We start from the raw sequence: 23,118 nt of genomic DNA on the forward strand, positions 1-23,118 counted from the left end.
CTGTGTTCACCCTTCGCTCCATGGACTGGGACAAGGACGTACGCACGGACACACTCAGCACCACGAGAGCACTCGCCACCGAGGCCGTGCACGCCGGCCGGGACGACCTCGCCCGGCAGGGACTGCACGCCCCGCCGATCGACCTGTCCACCACCTACCCCTCGTACGACAGCCGCGGCGAGGCCGCCCGCATCGACTCCTTCGCCGCCACCGGCGCGGAACCGGACGGCCCGCCCGTCTACGGACGGCTCGGCAACCCGACCGTCGCCCGTTTCGAGACCGCCCTGGCCCGCCTGGAGGGCACCGAGGCCGCGGTCGCGTTCGCCAGCGGCATGGCCGCGCTCAGCGCCGTCCTGCTGGTACGCGGCTCCATGGGGCTGCGCCACGTCGTCGCCGTACGCCCCCTGTACGGGTGCAGCGACCACCTGCTGACAGCCGGGCTGCTCGGCTCCGAGGTGACGTGGACCGACCCCGCCGGGGTCGCCGACGCGCTGCGCCCGGACACCGGTCTGGTCCTGGTGGAGTCGCCGGCCAACCCGACCCTCGCCGAGGTCGATCTGCGGGCCGTCGCCCATGCCTGCGGCTCGGTGCCGCTGCTCGTCGACAACACCTTCGCCACCCCGGTCCTCCAGCGTCCGGCCGGGCACGGGGCGCGGCTGGTGCTGCACAGCGCCACCAAGTACCTCGGCGGGCACGGCGACGTACTGGCCGGCGTGGTGGCCTGCGACGAGGAGTTCGCGGGACGGCTGCGGCAGATACGGTTCGCGACCGGTGGCGTGCTGCATCCGCTGGCGGGCTATCTGCTGCTGCGGGGCCTGTCGACGCTTCCCGTACGGGTCCGGGCCGCGTCGGCCAACGCCGCCGAACTCGCCCGTCGGCTCGCCGCCGATCCGCGCGTGGCCCGTGTGCACTACCCGCGCATCGGCGGGGCGATGGTCTCCTTCGAGGTGCACGGGGACCCGCACGAGGTGATCGGCGGGGTACGGCTCATCACCCCGGCGGTGAGCCTCGGCAGCGTGGACACCCTCATCCAGCACCCGGCATCCATCAGCCACCGCATCGTCGACGCCGACGACCGCAGGGACGCGGGAGTGAGCGACCGGCTGCTGAGGCTGTCGGTCGGCCTGGAGGACGTCGAGGACCTGTGGGCGGACCTGAACGGGGCGCTGGGGGAGCGGGCCGGGGCACCGGAGGGCGTCCGCACGCGTGGGGCGGTCGACCGGCCGGAAGCGCCCGCCCAGAACTGAGCGCGGGCTGTGCCCCGCGCGGATGCCGAACGGTCCGGCGGACACCGCCGGACCGTTTTGCCCCGCGTCCCGCGTCCCGCGTCCCGCGTCCCGCGTCCCGCGTCCCGCGTCCCGCGTCCCGCGTCCCGCGTCCCGCGTCCCGCGTCCCGCGTCCCGCGTCCCGCGTCCCGCGTCCCGCGTCCCGCGTCCCGCGTCCCGCGTCCCGCGTCCCGCGTCCCGCGTCCCGCGTCCCGCGTCCCGCGTCCCGCGTCCCGCGTCCCGCGTCCCGCGTCCCGCGTCCCGCGTCCCGCGTCCCGCGTCCCGCGTCCCGCGTCCCGCGTCCCGGGGCCGGTGGCGCGGTGGTCCGCTACCGGCGGCCGGTCCGTGAGCCGTGCTCCCGCTCCTCCTGCGCGTGGCGGGCCCGTGCCGGGTCCAGACGCGCGGTGACGACGAGGGTGCTCTCCTCGACCTGGTAGTCGAGGGGCAGGCCCAGCCCGCGCATCGCGGCGACCATCCCGGTGTTGGAGGCCTGCGTCACGGCGTAGACATGGGCGCACCCCGCCTCGGTGGCCATCGACACCAGCCGGGTCAGGAGCTCGGTGCCGATGCCCCGGTGCTGCCAGGCGTCCTCGACGAGCAGTGCCACCTCGGTCTCGTCGCCGTCCCACAGCAGATGACCGAGGCCGACGATGCGGCCGGAGGCCGTCCGTACGGCGAGCGTACGGCCGAAGCGGGGGCCGAGCAGGTGATTCAGGTAGCGGTCCGCGTCGCCGACCGGCCCGTGGTACCGCTGACGCAGGGTCTCGGGCGAGCACCGCTCGTGCATCGCCCGCGCCGCCTCCAGGTCGCCGGTGTCCGCCCGGCCCACGGTGATGTCGCTGCCCTCGGGCAGGGTGAGGACGTCCTGGCCGCGCGGGACCCGGGGGCCGAGCCGGGCGTCCAACTCCACCAGGGCCCGTGCTCGGGCGAACTCGGTGGGTGTGAAGGGCGGATGCGGCCGTTCCACGGTGAGCACGCCGCCCTCCGGGGCGCGCAGCCGCATCACGGTGTCCTCCAGGGTCCCCTCCACCGGGACGCCCTCCGGCGCCGACCGCCCGCCGCCCGGGGCGGCGGGCAGTGAACGGATCGTGCACCGCCCCAGCAACTGCCTTAGCACCAGCGGAAGTTCCGCGCCGTCCAGGGCCGTGCGTGCGGCGAGTTCCAGCATCCGGGTCGGGGCGTCCACCAGATCGTGGGCGTCGGCCCGCTCGGTCCAGGTGTCCGTGCCCCCGGCGCCCGTCACCGCCGTCGTGAGACCGGTGGCGGTCAGGTCGGCCGGGGCGCGCAGCAGGAACTCGTCGACCGTGGCCTCGCCCAGCGGGTGCGTCTGCAGGCTCAGGATGTCGACCCGGTGCTCGGCCAGCGCCGTGCACAGTGCGGCCAGCGCGCCCGGTTCGTCCCGTACCGTCGTCCGCATCCGCCACAGGGCGCTCTCCGGCGGTCGGCTTTCCGTGGCCCCGTCGGCATCGGGTGCGGGCGGTGCGTGACCGTGGCGGCGTGCCCACCAACTGTGGAACGCCGCCGTGAAGCGCGTGGTCGGTTCCCCCTCCGGCTGTCCCTGCGCGGGACGGCCGTGCCGGGTGTGCGTCACGTCGGACATGTCTCGGCTCATGCGGCCACTGTGAAGGAACCGTGTTTCGTGGCCGCCAACACGCCATGACTGATGAGTAAAGAGTTCTTATGAGGCTTATGGTCCTTTTATCGCTTCACTGGCCGACCGGTCCCGACTGCAGTCGCTTGGTATAGAGCACGCTGCCGTCCTGCTCCCACAGCCGTACGGTCAGTTCTCCGCTGCCGTTGTCGATGTCGACCTCGCCGAAGAACTGGTACCCGCCGTCAGCGCGACGTCCCGCACGTTCCGTCACCCCACCGTCCCGGTCCGCCCGGCGCGGGGCCGCGCCGGATCGGACAGCGCCGCGCCGTTCAGCGGCTGCCGTCGAGGAGGACGCGGGCGACCAGTGCCGGGTCGTCGTTCATGGGGACGTGACCGCAGCCGGGCAGCCGGATCAGCCGCGCCCGGGGGATCACCCGCTTGGCGCGGACCCCCTGGCGGGGGATGAGCAGCCGGTCGCGGGCGCCCCAGGCGACGGTGACCGGGACGCCGGGCACATCGTCGGTGAACCGCACGGCGGTGCCCGCCCGGAGCGTCTCGGTGAAGCCGGTGGCACCGGCCAGCGCGAGCGTCTCGGCGACCACCGCCTCGGGTGAACGGCGTCCCGGACGGGCGTAGATGGTGCTGGTCAGCGCCGCTCGCCCGGCCGCCGAGCGGGCGAGCCGCTCGACCAGCGGCAGCGGCATCCGCTCCGCGACGCGCCGCATCCCGATCAGCACGCCGAAGGCGTAGCGCCGCTCGGCCTGCGTCCAGAACCCGGCGGGGGACAGCGCGGTGACGGACCGTACGAGGTTCTGGCGGCCGAGCTCCAGCGCCAGAAGCCCGCCGAGCGAGTTGCCCGCGACATGCGGCCGGTCGAGCCCCAGTTCCTCGCACAGGGTGCCCAGGGCGGCGTTCATGGTGGGCAGGTCGTGGGCGAGGCCGTCCGGCAGCGCCGGGGAGGCACCGAAGCCGGGCAGGTCCACGGCGATCACCTCGCGCTCGGTGGCGAGGATGTCCACGACCGGGTCCCAGGCCTGACGGTGGTGACCGATGCCGTGCAGCAGGAGCAGAGGTTCGCCGCGGCCCACGCGCGCGTAGGACAGGGTCACGGTCTGCGGGCCGTGCGGAGAGGTGACCTCGAACGAGACGGTCGCGGACATGAAGGTGCTCCTCGTCTGGGACTCGCGGTGGGACGCCGCCTGACGCCGTAGACAGCTTGTCAGCAATTGCTACCGACGGGTAGCCCCCGGCGCCCGGTTCCGGGCCCCGGCTCCGCGAGGCGCCCGAATCCGCCTGGACACGGGCCGTACGGGTCGGTTGGGATGGAGAGGTGAGCACCGACACCGTGACCGATGCCTTCGAAGAGCACCGTTCCGTCCTCCAGGGGGTGGCCTACCGCATGCTCGGCCGGGTGGCCGACGCCGAGGACGTGGTTCAGGAAGCGTGGCTGCGCTGGGCGGGAGGGGACCGGTCCGATGTCCGCGAGCCGCGCGCCTACCTGGTACGTGTCACCACCCGCCTCGCCATCGACCGGCTGCGTCAGATCAAGGCGCGGGGCGAGACGTATGTCGGCCCGTGGCTGCCCGAGCCGTATGCTACCGACTTCGGCGACACCGTCCCGGACACCGCCGAGCAGGCGGTGCTCGCCGACTCGGTCTCGCTCGCCGTCCTGGTCGTCATGGAGTCCCTGTCCCCGCTGGAGCGCGCGGTGTTCGTCCTGCGCGAGGCCTTCGGCTACCCCTACACTGACATCGCCGCCATGCTCGACCGCGGTGAACCGGCGGTGCGCCAGCTCGCCACGCGGGCCCGCAAGCACGTGGAGGACCGGCGTCCACGCTACGACGTCGACCCCGCCCGGCGCCGCGAACTGACCGAGCGGTTCCTGGCGGCGGCCGGCGGCGGTGATCTGGAGGGACTCCTGGAACTGCTCGCCCCCGACGTGCGTCTCGTCAGCGACAGCGGAGGCAAGGTCTCCGCCGCGCTGCGCGTCCTGGAGGCCGCCGACAAGGTGGGCCGCTTCGTGCTCGGCGTCGCCCGCAAGAGCCTCCGAGGCGACTTCTCGGCCCGCTTCCTGGAACTCAACGGAGGTCCCGCGGCGCTGCTCCTCGTCGGGGGCACGCCCGACTCCGTCGTCCAGCTGGATGTCGCCGACGGGCGCGTCCAGGCGGTCTACGTCATCCGCAATCCCGACAAGCTGCGTTCGCTGGTGGCGGCCCGGTAGGGGTTCGGTCACCCGGCAACGGGGCCCGTGTCATCCGGCGCGGGCCCCCTCGTCATGTCCGATTGGTATTGACCAAGGGGGGAGGCCGCCATATGGTCGCGGACAAGTGAAACAACCTTTAATAAACAAGGGCGCGAAAACGCCACCGGACCTGACGATCGCGGAGGACAGGGTGGGGACCACGCAGTTGGACACGGTGCCGGAACCGAAGTACTGGCACCTCAGGACCGTGCTCAGCGAGGCGCTGGACTCGGAGTTCTCCGTGGGCGAGATCCTGCCCAACGAGCGCGACCTCGCCGCCCGCTTCGGCGTGGCCCGTGCCACCCTGCGCCAGGCACTGGAGCAGCTGGAACTGGAAGGCAGGCTGGAGCGCCGCCGCGGTGTGGGCACCACCGTCGCCCCGCCGCGCATGGGTGTGGCCGTCGGTACGGCGCAGCACGCCTGGCCGGGCGGGCCCGACGACGCCTGGCAGACCCTGGACTGCACACTCGAGGTGCCGCCCGCGGCCGTCACCGAGGCCCTGGTGACCGGCCGGGACGAGCCCGTGCACACCGTTCGGCGGTCCCGGGTGTCCCAGGGCCGGCCCGTCGCCGCCGAACTGCTGTACGTCCCGGCGGCCTCGGTGCCCGGCCTCTCCGCCATCGACGCCCCGTCCGGGGCCGCACGCGCGCGTGCGGTACTGCGGGAACTGCGCCACCTGGAGCTGGAGCGGCACGAGAACGCGGTGGAGCTCGGCTCCGCCCGCGCGGACGAGGCCAGGGAGCTGGACCGACTGCCGGGCGCGCCCGTCCTCGTCGTCACCACCCGCTTCATCGCCCGGGGCCGGGTCTCCGCGCTCTCCACGGCCACCTACCGCGCGGACACCTGCCGGCTGACCTTCGGCGACTCCGGAGGCGTGGAGATCGACCAAGGCCCCGAACGCCGCGCTTCCTGAACACCGCGCTTTTGGGCTTTCCGGGTGCGGGCGGGGCGCGGCCGGTGACGGAGCCGCCCGACCGCCGCCTACCGGCGGGCCGTCACCGTGCCTTCCACGGCGAAGAGTTGCTCTTCCACGTGGTCCAGGGCGAGCCGCACCGCGCCCGTCGCCACCGCCGCCTCCCCGAGACGGGACAGCGCGACCTTCGGCGGACGCAGGCAGTAGCGGGCCAGTTCACGCCGCAGCGGCTCCAGGACCCCGTCCAGCCCCGCCGCCCAGCCGCCGATCACGACGAGTTCCGGGTCGAGGGCCAGCACCAGCGCCGCCACGTCGTGGACCAGCCGCTGGATGAAGCGGTCCATGGCCGCGAGGGCCCGCTTGTCGCCCTCGCGGGCCTGGGCGAAGACCTCGGCCACCGCATGCTCGTCGAGCGGGTGCAGCGGCTCGTCCGTGGTGGACAGCAGCTTCTCGGGGGTCGCCCCGCGGCCCAGCAGATGCAGCGCCCCGATCTCGCCGGCCGCCCCGCCGTACCCCCGGTGCAGCCGCCCCCCGATCAGTGAACCGGCGCCGGGACTCAGCCCGGCCAGCACGAACACCACGTCGTCGGTCCCGGTGGCGACGCCCTTCCAGTGTTCGGCCACGACCGCCGCGTTGGCGTCGTTCTCGACCAGCACCGGGCACGTGAAGGACCGGCTCAGCCGCTCGCCCAGCCCCAGCCCCGTCCACCCGGGCAGCGCCGTGCCCAGCCGTACCGTGCCGTCCGCCTCGACGATCCCGGGCGTACCCACGCCCACGGCCCGCAGCGAGGCGCGCGGCACCCCGGCCCGGCGCAGCAACTCGGCGGCGGCGGCGCGCAGCCGCTCCAACCGTCCGTCGGCGTCGACCCGCTCACCGACCTCCTTGGCCTGGGCGCCGATCACCCGGCCGTCCAGATCGGCCAGCAGCGCGGCCACCCGGTGCGGCCCGATCTCCAGGCCCAGGAGATGCCCGGCCTCGGCCCGGAACCGGAACCTCCGGGCCGGTCGCCCCTGCCGCCGCGCCGCCCCCTCCTCGGCCGCCGCCTCCACGACGAGACCCGCCTCGATCAGGCCCTCCACGACGCCCTCGACGGTGGGCCGTGACAACCCCGTCACCCTGGTGACCTCGGTCAGCGTCGCGCAGTCCGTGGCCCGCAACGTGTGCAGCACCACTGCGGAGTTGATCCTCCGTAACAGCGAGGGATCCCCGCCGGTCAGCCGACTCACCGTCCGTCCTCCCAGCTCGTACGCGTGTGGGCCGGATGGTACTCGGCGCGGCACACCCCGGCGACCTCCGGGCGGAACCCCGCGGTCCGCCCCGCGGGCAGCCGCTCCGGCCCGCCCGGGGAGGCGGCTCATCCCGGCGCCACGAACCCCGACTCGTACGCCGCGATCACCGCCTGCGTGCGGTCGCGTGCCCCGAGCTTCGCCAGCACGGCGCTCACATGCGACTTCACCGTCTCCGTGCCCACCACCAGCCGGGCGGCGATCTCCGCGTTCGACAGCCCCCGGGCCATCAGCCGCAGCACCTCCGCCTCGCGCTCGGTCAGCCGCGCCCGCTCCAGCACGTCCCGCGCCGCGCGATTGCCGCCGTCGTCGCCGTACTCGGCCGCGAGCCGGCGCACCGAGGCGGGGAACAGCAGCGACTCACCCTCGGCGACCAGCCGCACCGCGTGCACGATCTCCGCCGGCCGCGCCCGCTTCAGCAGGAACCCGTCGGCCCCGGCGCGCAGCGCCTCGTACACGTACTCGTCGTTCTCGAACGTCGTCACCACGAGGATCTTCGGCGGTTCCTCGACCGTCCGCAGCAGCGCGCGCGTGGCCTCGATCCCGTCCAGCAGCGGCATGCGCACGTCCATGGCGACCACGTCCGGCCGCAGCCGCCGTACCAGTGGGATCACCGCCGCCCCGTCGGCCGCCTCCCCGACCACCTCGAGGTCGGGCTGCGCTTCCAGAACGGCGCGTAACCCCGCGCGCACGAGGGGCTCGTCGTCGACGAGCAGAACGGTGACCGGCATCCGGCCAGCCTAGATCAACGCATCTCGGCTCCGGCCAGCGGCAGTTCGGCCCGCACCGCCCAGTCGCCCCCGTCCGGCCCCGTCCGCGCGCGGCCCCCGAGCAGGGCTGCGCGCTCCCGTATGCCGCGCAGCCCGCTGCCGCGCCCGGGGCCGGGCACGTCCCCCGGCAGCGGGTTGCGGACCTCCAGGAGCAAGGTGCCCTCGGCGACGCGGATCCGGACCCGCACGGGAACCGTTCCCGCGTGCCGCAGCGCGTTGGTCAGCGCCTCCTGCAGGATGCGGTAGCCCTCACGGGAGACCGGGCCGGACACGGTGTCCAACGGGCCGGTCACCTCGGCGTCGACCTCCGCCCCGGAGGCCCGGGCGGACTCCAGCAGGCGGTCCGCGTCCGCGAGCGTGGGCCGGCCGCTCACCGGCTTCCGCGCCTCGCGCAGGACGCCGAGGACCCGCTCCAGGTCCTCCAGGGCGGCCCGGCCGGTCTCCTCGATGGCGGCCAGCGCCCGGTCGGTGAAGGCGGGGTCGTTCGCCGCCCGCGCGGCGCCGGCCTGCACGACGGCGACCGTCAGGGCGTGGCCGATGGAGTCGTGCAGCTCGCGCGCGATGCGGGTGCGCTCCAGGAGCTGCTCGGTCCTGGCCTCCATGGCGGCCAGGCGCTCGGCGGGGGAGGGACCGAGCAGACGGCGCGCGGCGGCGGTGACCAGCTTGCCGAGGCCCACCATCAGCGGCCCCGCCGCGAGCAGGGGGAGCGGCACCAGCAGGGCGTAGGCCCAGTGCGGCTGCGCGTCCTCCAGGAAGGGCAATTCCTCGGGCATGTGTCCCGTGGCGCTCTCACCCAAGAGGTACGCCAGATAGAACGGCCAGACCGTGACGTACCCCACCACCACCATCAGCACCATCCGCACCGCCAACCACAGCACGGTCCGCAGCCGGTCCTGCCACGTCGCCGACGGCTTCTGGGAGATCCCCGGCTCCCGTTCGCCGGGCGTCAGCATCAACTGGGCCTGCACGCCCTCGACCCTGCGCACCGAGGGAATTAGGCCCAGCGGGAGCAGCACGAGCGCGGGCGCCCACGGCGCATCCGGGTAGATGAATATCCATATGCTGAACGGCAGCCAGGGCACCCACATGTGCAGCAGGCGCGAGTACGTCGCCCCTTGCAGGAGCGCACGCAGAACGGTGACCATCGCGCCATCGTGCCAGCCGTCACCGGCGACCGGCCTCCCCCGCCCGGGGGAGATCCTCTCCCCGCGCGGGGGAGGCGCCGGCCCCCGGACCGCGGCCACGCTGGTGCACATGACCAGCATCGACGTCCAGAACCTCACCAAGGAGTACGGCACCCGGCGGGCCGTCGACGACCTCACCTTCCGCGTCCCGCCCGGCCGGGTCACCGGCTTCCTCGGTCCCAACGGCGCCGGCAAGTCCACCACGATGCGCCTGGTGCTCGGCCTCGACCGGCCGACGTCCGGCTCCGCCACCGTCGGCGGACGCGCCTACGCCACCCTCCCCGAGCCCCTGCGCCGGGTCGGCGCCCTGCTCGACGCGCAGGCCGCGCACGGTTCCCGCACCGGCCGCGACCACCTGCGCGTCCTGGCGGCGAGCAACCGCATCCCGGACCGCCGGGTCGACGAGGTGCTGGAGGAGACCGGCCTGGGCCCGGCGGCCCGCCGCCGGGTGCGGACGTACTCCCTGGGCATGCGTCAGCGGCTCGGTATCGCCGCCGCGTTGCTCGGCGACCCGGAGGTGGTCATGCTCGACGAGCCCTCCAACGGCCTGGACCCGGAAGGCATCGTGTGGATCCGCACCCTGCTGCGCCGCCTCGCGGACGAGGGACGGACCGTCCTGGTCTCCAGCCACCTGATGAACGAGACGGCCTCCTTCGCCGACCACCTGGTCGTCCTCGGGCGGGGCCGGCTGCTGGCCGACACCCCGGTGCGGGAGTTCATCCGCGCACGTGTGCGGCCCACCGTCCGGGTCCGCACCTCCGACCCCACCGCCCTCAAGGACGCGCTCGCCCGGGAGGGGCATGCCATGGCGGAACACCCGGACGGACACTGGACGGTGCCGGACGCGCGGGTGGACGACATCGGACGCCTCGCCTCCGCCGCAGGGGTGCCGATCCTCGAACTCGCGGCGGACGAGGGCACGCTGGAGCAGGCCTATCTGGACCTGACCGCGGCCGAGACCGAGTTCACCGCACAGCCCCAGGAGGCCTGACCATGCAGTTCGCACCCGTCCTCCGGTCCGAGTGGCTGAAGATCCGCACGCTCCGCTCGCTCCCCGGGGCCCTCCTGGCGCTGTTCGCCGTGACCACGGCGTTCTCCGCGCTCGCCGGTGTCTCGGAGATGCCGGAAGACTTCGACCCGCTGTACATCTCCCTGTCCGGCGTCATGCCGGGCCAGATCGCCGCGATCTCCTTCGGCGTCATGGCCGTGTCGTCGGAGTTCCGGGGCGACGCCCTGCGGCTCTCGCTGGCGGCGGTTCCGCAGCGCGGCCGCTGGTTCGCCGCCAAGGTGGTGGCGATCGCCGTACCGGCGCTCGTCGCCGGGCTGCTGACCGCCCTCGTCGCGCTCCTCGCGGCACGCGCGGGACTGGCTTCCCTGGCGGACGGTCTCACCGGGGGCGAACAGGTGCGCGGGGCCGTGGGCTGCGGTGTCTACCTCATGCTGATGGCCCTGTTCGCCGCGGGCCTCACGACCCTGCTGCGCAGCGGGGTGGCCACGCTGTCCGTACTGATCCCGTTCATCGTCGTCGTGTCCTTCGTGATCGGCGACGCGGCCGGTCCCGTCGTCGACTTCCTGCCCGACCGGGCCGGACAGCTGGTCTTCCAGCAGACCCACGAGGGGCCGCTGGGCCCTTGGTCGGGGCTCGCGGTGACCGCGCTGTGGACCGCGGCCGCCCTGCTGGCGGGGGCGTGGAGCCTGCGGCGCCGGGACGCCTGACGGGCAGTGGGCTGACGCGACGTCAAGTGTCGGTGGTGACGGGTTCACTGGATCCACGAGCATCGCACGGCACATCGCCGTCATCGACGAGCCGTGCTCCGCAGGGAAGGGGCGGAGCCCGGTTCGTCGATGACGGCGATGATCACGGAGACGCCACCGCCCTGGCGCACGACCGGCCGCGTAACCCGCGTCACATATCAGGCAAACGGCGAGGAATCCTGTAGTCCGTCGCAGTTGCGACTTGTAAAGAAAGAGCCGCAAAGAAGGTGATGTGATCACTGTGAAGGTGGACAGAACGAGTATTGAAGTGTAGACATCTGCTGTCTGCCTGGCAGGGCTTGAGGGCGGCCAACCGCGTATCTCGGTGCGACCGAAGATCGCCGCCGCCAGTGGAAGTCGTTGCCCTGCGGCTGGTTTGCGGGCCCAAAGGGGCCCGCGGTTCTGTGAGCTCCCCCGGCTCGCGCGGTGACGCGTCGGGTGGCGGAGGTGGAGCACGCTCTGCGCCTGCGGCGCGCGGATGCGTTTGGCATGCCCTGAGCGAGCCCCTCGGTGCCGTGGTCGGCGCCGGGCTCCGCGAGACGAAGGAGGTACGTCTGTTGAACGGCATGGAAACGGCCCAGTTCAGCGCCGTGATTGTCGTTGGCCTGCTGGCCCTCTTCTACGGAGGGACCTTTCTCATCTCGACCCGGATCGGCAAGAAGGAAGAGAACGCCGACGGGTACATGACTGCTGGTAACAACATCGGATTCGGCATCTCGGCCGCCAGCATGACGGCGACGTGGATCTGGGCGGCCTCGATGTACGCCTCCGCCACCTCGGGTTACACCTACGGCATCTCGGGCCCCATCCACTACGGGCTCTGGGGTGCCCTGATGATCCTTTTCATCTACCCCTTCGGCAAGCGCATCCGCGCCGTCGCCCCCAAGGCGCACACCCTGGCGGAAGTCATGTACGCCCGCCACGGCCGCTCCAGCCAGCTGATGCTCGCGGGCTCCAACGTCGTCGGCAGCCTCATCAGCCTGATGTCGAACTTCATCGCCGGCGGTGTGCTGATCTCGCTCCTGTCGCCGTTCAACTTCATCCAGGGTGTCCTCTGCGTCGCCGCGGGCGTCCTGTTCTACACCCTGTGGTCCGGATTCCGCGCCTCCGTCATGACCGACTTCGTGCAGGTCGTGGCGATGCTCGGCGCCGTCGCCGTGATCGTCCCGTTCATCTTCTTCGCGGCCGGCTTCCCGGCCGCGTTCGAGACCGGCGCGGCGAACCTGACCCCGCAGCAGGGGGACTTCTTCTCCAGCGAGGCTTTCATGGGGCAGGGCGCCCCCTACATCGCCGCGGTGCTGGCCTACGCGATCGGCAACCAGACCATCGCCCAGCGCCTGTTCGCGGTGAAGGAGAGCCTGATCAAGCCCACCTTCATCACCGCGACCATCGGCTACGGCGGCATGGTGATCGGCGTCGGCATGCTCGGCGTGCTCGCCCTCTACCTGGGCTTCGAGCCGACCGGCGGCGACCTGAACAACCTCATCCCCGAGATGGCCGCCACCTATCTGCCGCCCGCGCTGCTGGCCCTCTTCTTCATCATGATCGTCGGCGCGCTGTCCTCCACCGCCGACGCCGACCTCGCCGCCCTCGCGTCGATCACGATGGCCGACATCTACGGCCGGGGCGTGGCGGGCAAGAGGAAGGCCAACCCGAAGACGATGCTGCTGGTCGGCCGGCTCACCATGGTGGTGGCCACCGCACTGGCCGTGACGTTCGCCAGTCTGCGGCTGAGCATCCTCGATCTGCTCGTCTTCGTCGGAGCGCTGTGGGGCGCGCTCGTCTTCCCGGTGCTGGCCAGCTTCTACTGGGAGAAGGTCACCAGCAAGGCGTTCACCACCTCGGTGCTCGCGGCGCTCGCGGTGTTCCTGCCCGTGCGCTTCAGCTGGATCCCCGTGGACGGCGCCTTCGGCATCGTCGTGGACGTGCTGGCCGTCCTCGGCATCGGTGTCGTGCTCGGCCTGATGGTGTTCGGCTTCCTGGGCGTCAAGGCAGGGAAGATCGTTGGTGCGCTGGCCGTACTGGTCTCCGCACCGTTCGCGATCGGATCCCTGCACGAGTACGCGACGCTGTGCGGTTCGCTCGTCGCCTACTCGGTGAGCACCGTCATCTGCTGGGCCATGTCCGCGCGCCAGGGAGAGAGCTTCGACTTCTCCGTCATCGCGGAACGCACCGGCAACTTCGACGACGGGAGCGCCGCGGCGACCGCAGACGGGAACGGTGAGGCGCCCGGTGTCCCGAGCCCGGCGCCGGCCCCCTCGGGCGCACCGGTCGGACGCGAGCCCGAGCCCGCCGCACACACCAAGTAAGTCGCACCGAGCAAGTCAAGAGGAGGCACAGTGACCGCCGCCCTGAGCGTCTACGTCCTGATGTGGCCCGTCATCGTGGCCGTCATCCTGTTCGTGATCAGCCGTGGGTTCTTCCGCGAGTGGGCCGACGCCCGCCGCAACGGCCGGGACATGATCTGACCCCTGGTCGCGCGCGAGCCGCGTCCTTCGGCACCCCGTCGGGTGCCGAAGGACGCGGCTCGCGCATCCCGGGCCCTCAGCCCTGGACCGGACGGGTCAGAGGATCGCCCCCGGGGTGTAACCGGCGGCCTCCGGGTGCTGCTTGACGATGTCGTCGACACGGCCGACGACGGCGGCGACCTGGGCACTCGCGGCGCCCGTGAAGGACAGCTTGTCCGCCATCAGCGCGTCGAGTTCGGACCGGTCGAGCGGGAGACGCTCGTCGGCCGCGAGCTTGTCCAGCAGGTCGTTGCGCTCGGCGCCCTGCTCACGCATCGCGAGGGCCGTCGCGACGGCGTTCTCCTTGATCGCCTCGTGCGCGACCTCACGGCCGACACCCGCGCGCACCGCGCCCATCAGCACCTTGGTGGTGGCCAGGAACGGCAGGTAGCGGTCCAGCTCCCGGGCGACGACCGCCGGGAACGCACCGAACTCGTCGAGCACCGTCAGGAACGTCTCCAGCAGACCGTCGAGCGCGAAGAACGCGTCGGGGAGCGCCACCCGGCGCACCACCGAGCAGGACACGTCGCCCTCGTTCCACTGGTCTCCCGCCAGCTCCCCGGTCATCGAGGCGTAGCCGCGCAGGATCACCATCAGGCCGTTGACCCGCTCGCAGGAGCGGGTGTTCATCTTGTGCGGCATGGCGGACGAACCGACCTGACCCGGCTTGAACCCCTCGGTGACCAGCTCGTGCCCGGCCATCAACCGGATCGTCTTCGCCAGTGACGACGGCGCCGCCGCCAGTTGCACCAGCGCGGTCACCACCTCGTAGTCCAGCGACCGCGGGTAGACTTGGCCGACCGAGGTGAACGCCTTCGCGAAACCCAGGTGACCGGCGGTCCGCCGCTCCAGCTCCTCGAGCTTCGCCGCGTCGCCGCCCAGCAGGTCCAGCATGTCCTGTGCCGTACCGACAGGGCCCTTGATGCCCCGCAGCGGGTAACGGCCGAGCAGCTCCTCCAGCCGGTCGTACGCGACGAGGAGCTCGTCGGCGGCGGTGGCGAACCGCTTGCCGAGGGTGGTGGCCTGCGCCGCCACGTTGTGCGAACGGCCGGCCATGACCAGCTCGCCGTACTCACCGGCCAGCCTGCCGAGCCGGGCCAGCACCGCCACCGTACGGTCGCGCATCAGCTCCAGCGAGAGCCGGATCTGCAACTGCTCGACGTTCTCGGTCAGGTCGCGGGAGGTCATCCCCTTGTGCACGTGCTCGTGCCCGGCGAGGTCGTTGAACTCCTCGATCCGTGCCTTCACGTCGTGCCGGGTGACCTTCTCGCGCTCGGCGACGGAGTCCAGGTCGACCTGGTCGAGGACACGCTCGTAGTCGGCGATCGCCGCGTCCGGCACCTCGATGCCGAGGTCCTTCTGGGCCCGCAGCACGGCGAGCCAGAGCTGCCGCTCCAGCCTCACCTTCTGCTCGGGCGACCAGAGCGTGGCGAGCTCGGCGGAGGCGTAACGTCCGGCGAGAACGTTCGGGATACGGGGCTTGGCGGGCGCAGCAGTCACGTGTACGGAGTCTACTGGCGATTCGTGCAGGCCAGCGCCATGGGGTGATTCGGAGGAAGCTACGAGGCGAACCGCGGGGAACGGCGAGCGCCCCCGACACCCCCCGATGCCCCGACGCCCTCAGCCCTTCGGCGCCCTCGGTGTCACCGGTCGGAGTACGGCAGCAGTTCGGGGCGCTTCGGCGGCAGGCCGTCGCCCGAGGAACGGCCGGTGAGTCGGCGGCCGATCCACGGGAGCAGGTGCTGCCGTGCGAACCGGGCGTCCGCCACCCGGCGCGCCGGCCAGCTCGGCGGCAGCGTGGCCTCCGGGGGCAGCTGCCACTCGGGGTCCTCGGGCGGATACCCCAGCGTCTGCCATACCGCCTCGGCGACCCGGCGGTGCCCGTCGGCGGTCAGGTGCAGCCGGTCCACGTCCCACAGCCGCGGATCGCCGAGCGAGGGCGCCCCGTACAGGTCGACGACCAGGGCGCCGTGCCGTTCGGCGAGCTCGTCGACGTAGGCGAACAGCGCCTCCATGCGGGGCCGGAAACGCTCCTGCACGGGCCCCTGGCGGGCCGGGCTGCGCATCAGCACCAGCTGCCCGCAGTGCGGGGCCAGCCGCTCCACCGCCTCGGTCAGCAGATCCCGTACCAGGCCCATGTCGCACTTGGGCCGCAAGGTGTCGTTGAGCCCGCCGACCAGGGTGACCACGTCGGCCCGCATGGCCGCCGCGGTGTCCACCTGTTCCTCGACGATCTGCCGGATCAGCTTGCCGCGCACCGCGAGGTTGGCGTACCGGAACCCGGGGGTGACGGCCGCCATCCGCGCGGCGAGGACATCGGCCCAGCCCCGGTACGTGCCGTCGGGCAGCAGGTCCGACATGCCCTCGGTGAAGGAGTCGCCGACCGCGACCAGGCTGGTGTGAGTGGGGTTCGTCTGCATGGCGACAGAGATGATATCCCGTGCACATACCCGCCGGTCGGTCGGCGTCCCGTCCCGTCCCGCACGGTCCGCCCGGCTCCTCCCGCTCAGGCCCGCTGCCCGAACAGCTCCTGCAGCACGTCCTCCATCGTCACCAGCCCGGCCAGCCGCCCGTCCGCCCCGAGGACGGCCGCCAGATGCGTACGGCTGCCCCGCATGGCGGTGAGGACGTCGTCCATCGGCGTGTTCTCCCGCACCCGGGCGATGGGGCGCATGTCCCGCAGCAGGAACGGCATGTCGCGCGGTGAGGCGTCCAGGGCGTCCTTCACGTGCAGATAGCCGACGATCCGCCGCCCCTCGTCCACCACCGGGAAACGGGAGTACCCGGACTGCGCGGACAGCTCCTCCAACCCCTCCGGGGTGACGCCCACGCGTGCGTAGACCACGCTCTCCAGCGGCAGCGCCACGTCCCGCACCGGCCGGCGGCCCAGCTCCAGCGCGTCGTTCAGACGCTCCTGCGCACGGTCGTCGATCAGGCCCGCCTCGCCGGAGTCCTTCACCATCTGCGCCAGCTCCGCGTCGGAGAAGGACGCCACGACCTCGCCGCGCACCTCGACCCGCAGCAGCCTCAGCAGTGTGTTGGCGAAGGCGTTGACCGTGAAGATCACAGGGCGCAGCCCCCGGGACAGCGCCACCAGCGGCGGACCCAGCACCAGCGCACTGCGCACGGGCTCCGCGAGCGCGATGTTCTTCGGCACCATCTCGCCGAGCAGCATGTGCAGATACGTCGCGAGCGCCAGAGCGATCACGAAGGACACCGCGTGGCCCGCGCCCGGAGGCACGCCCACCGCGTGGAACACCGGCTCCAGCAGATGTGCGATGGCGGGCTCGGCGACCACGCCGAGGACCAGGGTGCACAGTGTGATGCCGAGCTGCGCCGCCGCCATCAGCGCGGACACGTGCTCGAGGCCCCACAGCACGCTCCTGGCGCGCCGCTCGCCCTGTTCGGCGTACGGCTCGATCTGGCTGCGGCGCACCGAGATCAGCGCGAACTCGGCGCCCACGAAGAAGGCGTTGACGACCAGCGTCGCCAGACCGATCAGCAGCTGTACGACCGTCATCGCCGTGCCCCCTTCTCGCGCGCCTTGCTGTTCGTCCTGCCGTCAGGCCTGCTGCTGGTCTTCCCGCCGTCCTCGGCGTCCTCACCGTCCGTCCTCCCGTCCGGCGGGCGCGGGCCGGCGAGTGGCGCGTGCAGCAGGACGCGCGCCGCGCGGCGGCCGCTCGCGTCCAGGACCTCCATCCGCCAGCCGACGACCTCGAGGGTGTCGCCGACGGCGGGGATCCGGCCCAGCTCGGTGGCCACCAGCCCGGCCAGGGTTTCGTACGGGCCGTCCGGCGCGCGCAGGCCGACCCGCGCGAGCTGGTCCACGCGCGCGGAGCCGTCGGCCGAGAACAGGGCGTGGCCCTCCTCGTCCGTACCGGTCGGGGCCAGGTCGGGCGTCTCGTGCGGATCGTGCTCGTCGCGGACCTCGCCGACGACCTCCTCGACGATGTCCTCCAGCGTGGCCACGCCCGCCGTGCCGCCGTACTCGTCGATCACCACGGCCATGGTGCGCCCCTCGGAGAGCCGGTCCAGCAGCCGGTCTACGGTGAGCGACTCCGGGACCAGCAGTGGTTCGCGCATCATCTCCGACACGGGGACCCGGGCCCGGCGCTCGGCCGGCACCGTCAGCACGTCCTTGATGTGCGCGGTCCCGACCACCGAGTCGAGGGTGCCGCGGTACACCGGGAACCGGGACAGCCCGGTCGCCCGGGTCGCGTTCGCCACGTCCTCGCAGGTCGCCTGGACCTCCAGCGCGACGACCTGCACGCGGGGGGTCATCACGTTCTCCGCGCTGAGGTCGGCGAGGTTCAGGGTGCGGACGAACAGCTCCGCGGTGTCGGCCTCCAGAGCACCCTGCTTGGCGGAGTGCCGGGCGAGAGCCACCAGCTCCTGGGGACCGCGCGCGGACGCCAGCTCCTCGGCGGGTTCCACACCGAAGCGGCGCACGATGCGGTTGGCCGTGTTGTTGAGGTGCGTGATGAAGGGGCGGAAGGCGGCGCTGAACCAGCGCTGTGCGTTGCCCACGTTCTTGGCGACGGCCAGCGGCGAGGAGATCGCCCAGTTCTTGGGCACCAGTTCGCCGACCACCATCAGGAAGACGGTCGACAGAGCCGTGCCGATCACCAGTGCCAGGGAACTCGCCACCGAGGCGGAGACACCGATGTCCCTCAGTGGGCCGGAGATCAGTGCGGCGATCGACGGTTCGGAGAGCATGCCGACCACCAGGTTGGTGACCGTGATGCCGAGCTGCGCCCCGGAGAGCTGGAAGGTCAGGTTCCGTACGGCCTTGAGCGCGCCGACGGCGCCCCGCTCGCCGCGTTCGACCGCCCGCTCCAGCTCCGCCCGCTCGACAGTGGTGAGGGAGAACTCGGCCGCGACGAACGCGCCGCAGGCGAGGGAGAGCAGGATCGCCACCAGGAGAAGGAGCACTTCTGTCATCGGGCCGCCCCCGTCCCGTGACCGGGCGGGAAGTGGACTACCGTGCGACGTCGTGTACGGCTCTGTCGGGGACCGCGATGTCGCGTACTACTGGGAGGCTCGCCCATGGGCGGACGCACACAACCTTTCATGGATGACCGAGTGACCCTCCTAGCGTAAAGGGTCAGCAAAGGTGTCCCGCGGGGTCACCCGACGTCCGCCGTCATGCCGGCCCCTGTCTCCGGCCGTCCTCCGGGAGAGGTCTGACCCAGCGCCGCCGGCGTTCTTCCGGTGCGTATCCGGCGGCGTCCCACGCGCGGTGGGCGGTCTCGTCGCGCTGCGGCACCATCGCGTCCGCGGCGCCCGCCGAGCCGCGTGAACCGTTCCTCGGCGGCGGCCGGCAGCGCGGACGCGATGCCCTGCCCGCGGTGGTCAGGGTGTACCGCGAGCCGGTACAGACGGCAGCGCCAGCCGTCGGATCTTGGCGGCTCACAAGCGTCCGTGGAGTCCTGCCCGTGTCTACAGCGGCTTGACCCAGCGTCGCCAGTGGCCCTCGCGCTGGTAGCCGGCCGCGGCCCAGGTGTGGTGGGCCTGTTCGTTGGCCTCCAGGACCATGGCGTCGACGCGTCGCCCGCCGAGGGCGGCGAAGCGTTGTTCCGCGGCTTCCAGCAGGGCGGTGGCGATGCCCTGCCGGCGGTGGTCGGGGTGTACGGCCAGTCGGTAGGCGGAGCAGCGCCATCCGTCGAAGCCGGCTATCACGGTTCCGGTGAGCAGGCCGTCGCGCTCGGCGAGGAGCAGGGCTTCGGGGTCTCGTGTGATGAGTCGGGCCACTCCGTCGTGGTCGTCGCTGATGCTCGTTCCTTCCGCGGCGTCGCGCCAGAACCGCAGCACGGTGTCGATGTCCGGGAGGGTGGCGTGGCGGATGTGGAGATCACTCATGGGGCGAGCCAAGCAGAGCGCCGGCCTGTCTGGCGAACGGATTCAGTGCCGAGGGTGGACATCGCGGGTTGCTCACCGTCATCGGCAGGGCCAGGAGGAGCAACTCTTCCTGGCCCTGCCGATGGCGTGCGTCCTGCGGTTACTCGTCGGCGGCTTCGTCTCCCTGTTCCTCGGGCGGCGCCGACCGCCGGTATGAGGATGGTCGAGGTCCGGCTGTTTCGCCGTGTGCAGGGGCACGGGGTAGCGGGAGCGTCGGACCAGGAGATGGTCTGGCGACACACGATGACGATGGATCGCACCCCCGCTGTGATACCTGGCCCCATGTCTTCGAGGACGAGGACTGGAAGGATGGCCAGTCCCAGATTCTGTCGAGCCCCGGGTTCTGTGGACAGAGAATCAGCTGGTTCTCAGGGTGAGTTCTGGGACGGCCGATGCGGCATGGTGGGTGTCCGGTCGCCCCGGCCGGCGGGTCACCGCCGGCGTGCTGGCCCCCGCCGCCGTCGAGTAGCCGCCCACCCCACTCTCACCGACCCGCGCCGCACCCATCCGTCCCAGGAGTCCTCGCCCTATGACCTCTCTCGCGCTCGGCCCCGCCTGGCTCGCCCCCGACCACCTGATCTCGGCCTTCGGCCTGCTGGGCATCCTGGCGCTCGTCTTCGCCGAGTCGGGTCTGCTGATCGGCTTCTTCCTGCCCGGCGACTCGCTGCTGTTCACCACCGGCCTGCTCGTGGCGGATCGGCAGTACCTCACACAGCCGCTGTGGCTGGTCTGCACGCTGGTCGTGGCGGCGGCCATCGCCGGCGACCAGGTGGGGTACCTGTTCGGCCGCAAGGTCGGCCCCGCGCTGTTCCGCCGCCCCGACTCGAAGTTCTTCAAGCAGGAGAACGTGGCCAAGGCCCACGACTTCTTCGAGAAGTACGGGCCGCGCTCGATCGTGCTCGCCCGGTTCGTGCCCATCGTGCGCACCTTCACGCCGATCGTGGCCGGAGTGAGCGGCATGAACTACCGCACATTTGTGGTCTACAACATCATCGGCGGCATCGCCTGGGGCTCGGGCGTCACCGTCCTCGGCTACTTCCTCGGGCAGATCGCCTTCGTCAAGAACAACATCGAGGCGATCCTCGTCGGCATCGTCGTGGTCTCCGTCCTTCCGGTCGCGATCGAGCTGCTGAAGGCGCGGCGCAGTGCCCGCCGCGCGTCCTGACCGGCGGCCGGGGCCTGCATGGGGTTCATCGAGTGGGTCCAGCACGCCGACGTCAGCGCGGCGACGGCGCTGCACGCGTCCGCACCGGACCATGCCCTGTACGTGCGGGTGCTGCGGTTTCTGACCGATGTGGCCTGGGATCAGATGACGCTGCGGCCGGCGGTCGCCGCAGTGGTCGTCGTGCTGCTGCGGCACCGGGCCTTCCGGCAGGCCGCGTGGGCTGCGGTCGCGATGAACGCGGCGGCGCTGACCTCGACGCTGCTGAGACCGGCGATGGCCCGGCCGCGCCCACAACTGCCGGCCCCGGTGGACCACGCCGCCGGCCACGCCTTCTCCCTGGGGCACGCGCTGACCGGGATGGCCGGAAGCGGGGTGCTGCTCGTCCTGCCGCGGCCCGCGCTGCGCGGGACCCGGCGAGCGGTGGCGTGGGGTGTGGTCAGCGGAAGACGCCGGTGTGGCCGAGCGAGTAGCGGCCGGGCTGCGGGTAGACGGCCAGCCCGTGAGGTCCGCTGCCGACCGGGATCCTGGCCAGCTGCTTGCCGCTGGTGGTGTCGATCGCGTACACCTCGGCGTCGTAACGCCCGGACAGCCACAGCACCTTGCCGTCCGCGGACACTCCGCCCATGTCGGGGCTGCCGCCGTCGGGCAGGTGCCACTTCTCGGTCAGCTTGTCGGCTGCGAAGTCGAAGACGGAGACCGATCCCTCGTTCCGGTTGGTGACGTACATCCGCCTGGAGTCGCGACTGATGTAGAGCCCGTGGCAGCCCTTGCCGGTGGGCAGCAGTTTCGGGGTGGTGAACTTCTCGGCGTCGAGCACCCACATGCCGTGCGCCATCATGTCGGCGATGTAGAAGGTCCTGCCGTCCGGCGAGAGTTTGACGTCCTGCGGCATCGCGCCCTGCATCGGCAGCTTCTGCTGCCCTACGACCTTCATCTTCTCCGTGTCGACCTTGAGGAGTTCGCCGGAGAACTCGCAGGAGACGATGAAGTACCGTCCGTCCGCCGTGAAGTCGGCGTGGTTGACGCCCGCGCAGTTCACCGGGACGGTCTTGGCCCGGTCCATGGTCTTCGGGTCACGGAAGACCAGTTCACGGTCCATCGAGGCCATGACGACGGCGTACTTGCCGTTCGGGGTGAAGTAGAGGTTGTACGGGTCGGAGACCTCCACGGTGCGGCCGGTCTTCCCGGTGGCCGGGTCGATGGCCGTGAGACTGTCGCCGAGGTTGTTGTTGACCCAGAGGGTCTTCATGTCCCAGGACGGGACGACATGCTGAGGCTGGTTGCCGACGGGGATGGTCTCGATGACCTTGTACGTCGACGGGTCGATCACCGACACCGTGTGGGAGCCGGTGTTGGGGACGTACACCCGGGACGGGAAATCTTTGACCGCCGGTGCGAACTTTCCCGCCCGGTCGGCCGCGTAGATGTCCTTCGGGTCGAGCACGGGCGGCATCCCGGGCAGTCCAGGCGAGGGCTCGGCCCGCCCGGGCCCGGGCGGCGTCGCGGCCTCGGTGCGGGACTGCACGGGCCGGCCTTCGCCACCGGCGCAGGCGGTCAGTGCGGCGACGAGTACGCCCGCGAGCAGGGCGGCGGTAATGCGCGGGGAGGGAAGCATCAGGTCAGCAGCTCCGTGGTCGTCACCGCGCGCAGTCGGCGCCGGCTGATTTCGGTGAGCAGGAGGGGCAGTGCGGCAACCGCGTCCGGGGAGCCGAAGTGCAGGCTGACCACGGACCCGTCACGCAGTTCGCCGGCGACCTTGCGGGTGGCGGCGGCGACGCCCGGAGAAGTGAAGTCGAGGGAGTCCACGTCGTAGGAGAGGACGTGCGGGTAGCCGGCCCGTTCGGCTTCGGCGAGGACGGTGCGGGCGAGGGCGGGGTCGCCCCGGCCGTGGAAGGTGAGGGCGACGTGGGCGCGGTTGCGAGGGCCGCACTCGATCTGGACCGGGCGGCCGGGGAAGCGGCGGGGCCCCGGTGCGGGGCGTACGGCGCCCGGGACCTTCCGCGCACGGGGAGGCGGGCCGGCGTGGGCAGGGGGAGCATGAGCGATGCCACGGTTGTCCGTACAGCCTGCGGTGAGTACACCTGCCAGGAGCACCCCGGCGCCCGAGTACAGGGCGCTGCGGCGGTGCACCGGTGTCTCGCGACCGTTCATGTGCACACCGTAAGGCGGAATAACCGGATGTAAGTATTGAAGTTTTCACTACAGAGGTAATGAAACATCCAATGAAACCCATGGCTGCGCACGGGAAAGTAGGTAAATGGCGCGCCGTGCCTAAGATTAATGTTCCATTCGGGTGCTAATGGAACCAATTGTCGGCCTTGCGGCTTTGGCCTCGGGGTCCCCCATCTGCCGTAGCCGGTGGCACGCCCCCCATCGACCCGGGCCAGGTCTCCACACGCGGCCGTGAGTGCACCCCATACTTCCGCTGTGGTGCCAGGCTGACCTGGTGATCAGCGAACGTCTCCCACGGAGCGTCACCACGAACATCATCGTTGCCAGTCGACCGAACCCAGCGCTGCTGGCGGCATCCAGGGCGAAC

The 23,118-nt window shown here is 71.9% G+C and carries 21 protein-coding genes and 1 pseudogene; 8 read left to right on the plus strand and 14 right to left on the minus strand.

Annotated elements, in window-relative coordinates:
* Window positions 1-20: 20 nt before the first annotated feature.
* Window positions 21-1,247, plus strand: coding sequence for a trans-sulfuration enzyme family protein (locus AC6F7H_RS29510; protein WP_500760379.1), 1,227 nt, complete (start codon window positions 21-23; stop codon window positions 1,245-1,247).
* A gap of 346 nt (window positions 1,248-1,593) precedes the next feature.
* Here AC6F7H_RS29510 and AC6F7H_RS29515 read toward each other — a convergent pair whose 3' ends face one another.
* The 3 genes from AC6F7H_RS29515 to AC6F7H_RS29525 form a co-directional block, all read right to left on the minus strand.
* Window positions 1,594-2,877, minus strand: a complete 1,284-nt coding sequence (locus tag AC6F7H_RS29515; RefSeq protein WP_500760381.1) for a GNAT family N-acetyltransferase — start codon at window positions 2,875-2,877, stop codon at window positions 1,594-1,596.
* 94 nt (window positions 2,878-2,971) lie between these two features.
* Complete coding sequence (locus AC6F7H_RS29520) at window positions 2,972-3,130, minus strand: hypothetical protein (RefSeq protein ID WP_500762210.1); 159 nt, start codon at window positions 3,128-3,130, stop codon at window positions 2,972-2,974.
* A 58-nt stretch (window positions 3,131-3,188) separates the two neighbouring features.
* The gene (locus tag AC6F7H_RS29525; protein ID WP_500760383.1) at window positions 3,189-4,019 is read right to left on the minus strand and encodes an alpha/beta fold hydrolase; all 831 of its coding nucleotides are present in this window, start codon (window positions 4,017-4,019) and stop codon (window positions 3,189-3,191) included.
* Between the two features lie 170 nt (window positions 4,020-4,189).
* On the opposite strand from AC6F7H_RS29525, the gene AC6F7H_RS29530 reads away from it, so the two are divergent.
* Together AC6F7H_RS29530 and AC6F7H_RS29535 are read left to right on the plus strand one after the other, a co-directional pair.
* Window positions 4,190-5,080: an RNA polymerase sigma-70 factor gene (locus AC6F7H_RS29530; RefSeq protein ID WP_500760385.1), complete on the plus strand. Its 891-nt coding sequence runs from the start codon at window positions 4,190-4,192 to the stop codon at window positions 5,078-5,080.
* 172 nt (window positions 5,081-5,252) lie between these two features.
* Entirely contained in the window at window positions 5,253-6,014 is a 762-nt protein-coding gene (locus AC6F7H_RS29535; RefSeq protein WP_500760387.1) for a GntR family transcriptional regulator, read from the plus strand.
* A gap of 68 nt (window positions 6,015-6,082) precedes the next feature.
* Here the strand turns inward: AC6F7H_RS29535 and AC6F7H_RS29540 are convergent, their stop codons facing one another.
* The 3 genes from AC6F7H_RS29540 to AC6F7H_RS29550 form a co-directional block, all read right to left on the minus strand.
* Window positions 6,083-7,240 (minus strand): ROK family protein, encoded by a 1,158-nt coding sequence (locus tag AC6F7H_RS29540; protein WP_500760390.1) that lies wholly within the window; start codon window positions 7,238-7,240, stop codon window positions 6,083-6,085.
* 128 nt (window positions 7,241-7,368) lie between these two features.
* Entirely contained in the window at window positions 7,369-8,031 is a 663-nt protein-coding gene (locus AC6F7H_RS29545) for a response regulator transcription factor (RefSeq protein WP_109383258.1), read from the minus strand.
* 14 nt (window positions 8,032-8,045) lie between these two features.
* Window positions 8,046-9,215 carry a sensor histidine kinase gene (locus tag AC6F7H_RS29550; protein WP_500760392.1) on the minus strand — a complete coding sequence of 390 codons (1,170 nt, stop codon included), beginning with the start codon at window positions 9,213-9,215 and terminating at the stop codon, window positions 8,046-8,048.
* Window positions 9,216-9,324: 109 nt separating this feature from the next.
* On the opposite strand from AC6F7H_RS29550, the gene AC6F7H_RS29555 reads away from it, so the two are divergent.
* The 4 genes from AC6F7H_RS29555 (at window position 9,325) to AC6F7H_RS29570 (ending at window position 13,477) form a co-directional block, all read left to right on the plus strand.
* A complete protein-coding gene (locus tag AC6F7H_RS29555; protein ID WP_500760394.1) occupies window positions 9,325-10,245 on the plus strand; it encodes an ABC transporter ATP-binding protein in 921 nt (306 codons plus the stop codon).
* A gap of 2 nt (window positions 10,246-10,247) precedes the next feature.
* Window positions 10,248-10,970 carry an ABC transporter permease gene (locus tag AC6F7H_RS29560; RefSeq protein WP_500760397.1) on the plus strand — a complete coding sequence of 241 codons (723 nt, stop codon included), beginning with the start codon at window positions 10,248-10,250 and terminating at the stop codon, window positions 10,968-10,970.
* Between the two features lie 605 nt (window positions 10,971-11,575).
* Entirely contained in the window at window positions 11,576-13,318 is a 1,743-nt protein-coding gene (locus AC6F7H_RS29565) for a sodium:solute symporter family protein (RefSeq protein ID WP_500762127.1), read from the plus strand.
* A gap of 30 nt (window positions 13,319-13,348) precedes the next feature.
* Window positions 13,349-13,477, plus strand: coding sequence for a putative transporter small subunit (locus tag AC6F7H_RS29570; protein ID WP_258308787.1), 129 nt, complete (start codon window positions 13,349-13,351; stop codon window positions 13,475-13,477).
* Between the two features lie 96 nt (window positions 13,478-13,573).
* On the opposite strand, the gene purB is transcribed toward AC6F7H_RS29570, so the two are convergent.
* From purB to AC6F7H_RS29600, 6 genes and pseudogenes are all read right to left on the minus strand, one after another.
* The gene (gene purB / locus AC6F7H_RS29575) at window positions 13,574-15,016 is read right to left on the minus strand and encodes an adenylosuccinate lyase (protein ID WP_500760400.1); all 1,443 of its coding nucleotides are present in this window, start codon (window positions 15,014-15,016) and stop codon (window positions 13,574-13,576) included.
* A 143-nt stretch (window positions 15,017-15,159) separates the two neighbouring features.
* Window positions 15,160-15,936 carry an SGNH/GDSL hydrolase family protein gene (locus tag AC6F7H_RS29580; protein WP_500760402.1) on the minus strand — a complete coding sequence of 259 codons (777 nt, stop codon included), beginning with the start codon at window positions 15,934-15,936 and terminating at the stop codon, window positions 15,160-15,162.
* Window positions 15,937-16,022: 86 nt separating this feature from the next.
* The gene (locus AC6F7H_RS29585; RefSeq protein WP_500760404.1) at window positions 16,023-17,036 is read right to left on the minus strand and encodes a hemolysin family protein; all 1,014 of its coding nucleotides are present in this window, start codon (window positions 17,034-17,036) and stop codon (window positions 16,023-16,025) included.
* On the minus strand, window positions 17,033-18,457 hold the full coding sequence (locus AC6F7H_RS29590) for a hemolysin family protein (RefSeq protein ID WP_500760406.1): 1,425 nt from the start codon (window positions 18,455-18,457) through the stop codon (window positions 17,033-17,035). Before AC6F7H_RS29590 ends, AC6F7H_RS29585 begins: the two co-directional genes overlap by 4 nt.
* 202 nt (window positions 18,458-18,659) lie before the next feature.
* Window positions 18,660-18,912 (minus strand): annotated as a pseudogene (locus AC6F7H_RS29595) (GNAT family N-acetyltransferase); the annotation flags it as partial.
* A 43-nt stretch (window positions 18,913-18,955) separates the two neighbouring features.
* Window positions 18,956-19,375, minus strand: a complete 420-nt coding sequence (locus AC6F7H_RS29600; protein WP_500760408.1) for a GNAT family N-acetyltransferase — start codon at window positions 19,373-19,375, stop codon at window positions 18,956-18,958.
* A 568-nt stretch (window positions 19,376-19,943) separates the two neighbouring features.
* On the opposite strand from AC6F7H_RS29600, the gene AC6F7H_RS29605 reads away from it, so the two are divergent.
* Window positions 19,944-20,579 (plus strand): DedA family protein, encoded by a 636-nt coding sequence (locus AC6F7H_RS29605; RefSeq protein ID WP_500760411.1) that lies wholly within the window; start codon window positions 19,944-19,946, stop codon window positions 20,577-20,579.
* 436 nt (window positions 20,580-21,015) lie between these two features.
* Here AC6F7H_RS29605 and AC6F7H_RS29610 read toward each other — a convergent pair whose 3' ends face one another.
* The gene (locus AC6F7H_RS29610; protein ID WP_500760413.1) at window positions 21,016-22,194 is read right to left on the minus strand and encodes a YncE family protein; all 1,179 of its coding nucleotides are present in this window, start codon (window positions 22,192-22,194) and stop codon (window positions 21,016-21,018) included.
* The gene (locus AC6F7H_RS29615; RefSeq protein ID WP_500760415.1) at window positions 22,194-22,730 is read right to left on the minus strand and encodes a polysaccharide deacetylase family protein; all 537 of its coding nucleotides are present in this window, start codon (window positions 22,728-22,730) and stop codon (window positions 22,194-22,196) included. Before AC6F7H_RS29615 ends, AC6F7H_RS29610 begins: the two co-directional genes overlap by 1 nt.
* Between the last annotated feature and the right edge of the window lie 388 nt (window positions 22,731-23,118).

The sequence above is a fragment of the Streptomyces sp. MMS24-W38 genome, from assembly GCF_059889265.1.

Excerpts from the sequence above, each read along its gene's own strand:
- AC6F7H_RS29510 (WP_500760379.1), top strand. The coding sequence starts at position 21 with ATGGACTGGGACAAGGACGTACGCACGGACACACTCAGCACCACGAGA.
- AC6F7H_RS29515 (WP_500760381.1), bottom strand. The coding sequence starts at position 2,877 with ATGAGCCGAGACATGTCCGACGTGACGCACACCCGGCACGGCCGTCCC.
- AC6F7H_RS29525 (WP_500760383.1), bottom strand. The coding sequence starts at position 4,019 with ATGTCCGCGACCGTCTCGTTCGAGGTCACCTCTCCGCACGGCCCGCAG.
- AC6F7H_RS29545 (WP_109383258.1), bottom strand. The coding sequence starts at position 8,031 with ATGCCGGTCACCGTTCTGCTCGTCGACGACGAGCCCCTCGTGCGCGCG.
- AC6F7H_RS29550 (WP_500760392.1), bottom strand. The coding sequence starts at position 9,215 with ATGGTCACCGTTCTGCGTGCGCTCCTGCAAGGGGCGACGTACTCGCGC.
- AC6F7H_RS29555 (WP_500760394.1), top strand. The coding sequence starts at position 9,325 with ATGACCAGCATCGACGTCCAGAACCTCACCAAGGAGTACGGCACCCGG.
- AC6F7H_RS29560 (WP_500760397.1), top strand. The coding sequence starts at position 10,248 with ATGCAGTTCGCACCCGTCCTCCGGTCCGAGTGGCTGAAGATCCGCACG.
- AC6F7H_RS29565 (WP_500762127.1), top strand. The coding sequence starts at position 11,576 with ATGGAAACGGCCCAGTTCAGCGCCGTGATTGTCGTTGGCCTGCTGGCC.
- AC6F7H_RS29580 (WP_500760402.1), bottom strand. The coding sequence starts at position 15,936 with ATGCAGACGAACCCCACTCACACCAGCCTGGTCGCGGTCGGCGACTCC.
- AC6F7H_RS29585 (WP_500760404.1), bottom strand. The coding sequence starts at position 17,036 with ATGACGGTCGTACAGCTGCTGATCGGTCTGGCGACGCTGGTCGTCAAC.
- AC6F7H_RS29590 (WP_500760406.1), bottom strand. The coding sequence starts at position 18,457 with ATGACAGAAGTGCTCCTTCTCCTGGTGGCGATCCTGCTCTCCCTCGCC.
- AC6F7H_RS29600 (WP_500760408.1), bottom strand. The coding sequence starts at position 19,375 with ATGAGTGATCTCCACATCCGCCACGCCACCCTCCCGGACATCGACACC.
- AC6F7H_RS29605 (WP_500760411.1), top strand. The coding sequence starts at position 19,944 with ATGACCTCTCTCGCGCTCGGCCCCGCCTGGCTCGCCCCCGACCACCTG.
- AC6F7H_RS29610 (WP_500760413.1), bottom strand. The coding sequence starts at position 22,194 with ATGCTTCCCTCCCCGCGCATTACCGCCGCCCTGCTCGCGGGCGTACTC.
- AC6F7H_RS29615 (WP_500760415.1), bottom strand. The coding sequence starts at position 22,730 with ATGAACGGTCGCGAGACACCGGTGCACCGCCGCAGCGCCCTGTACTCG.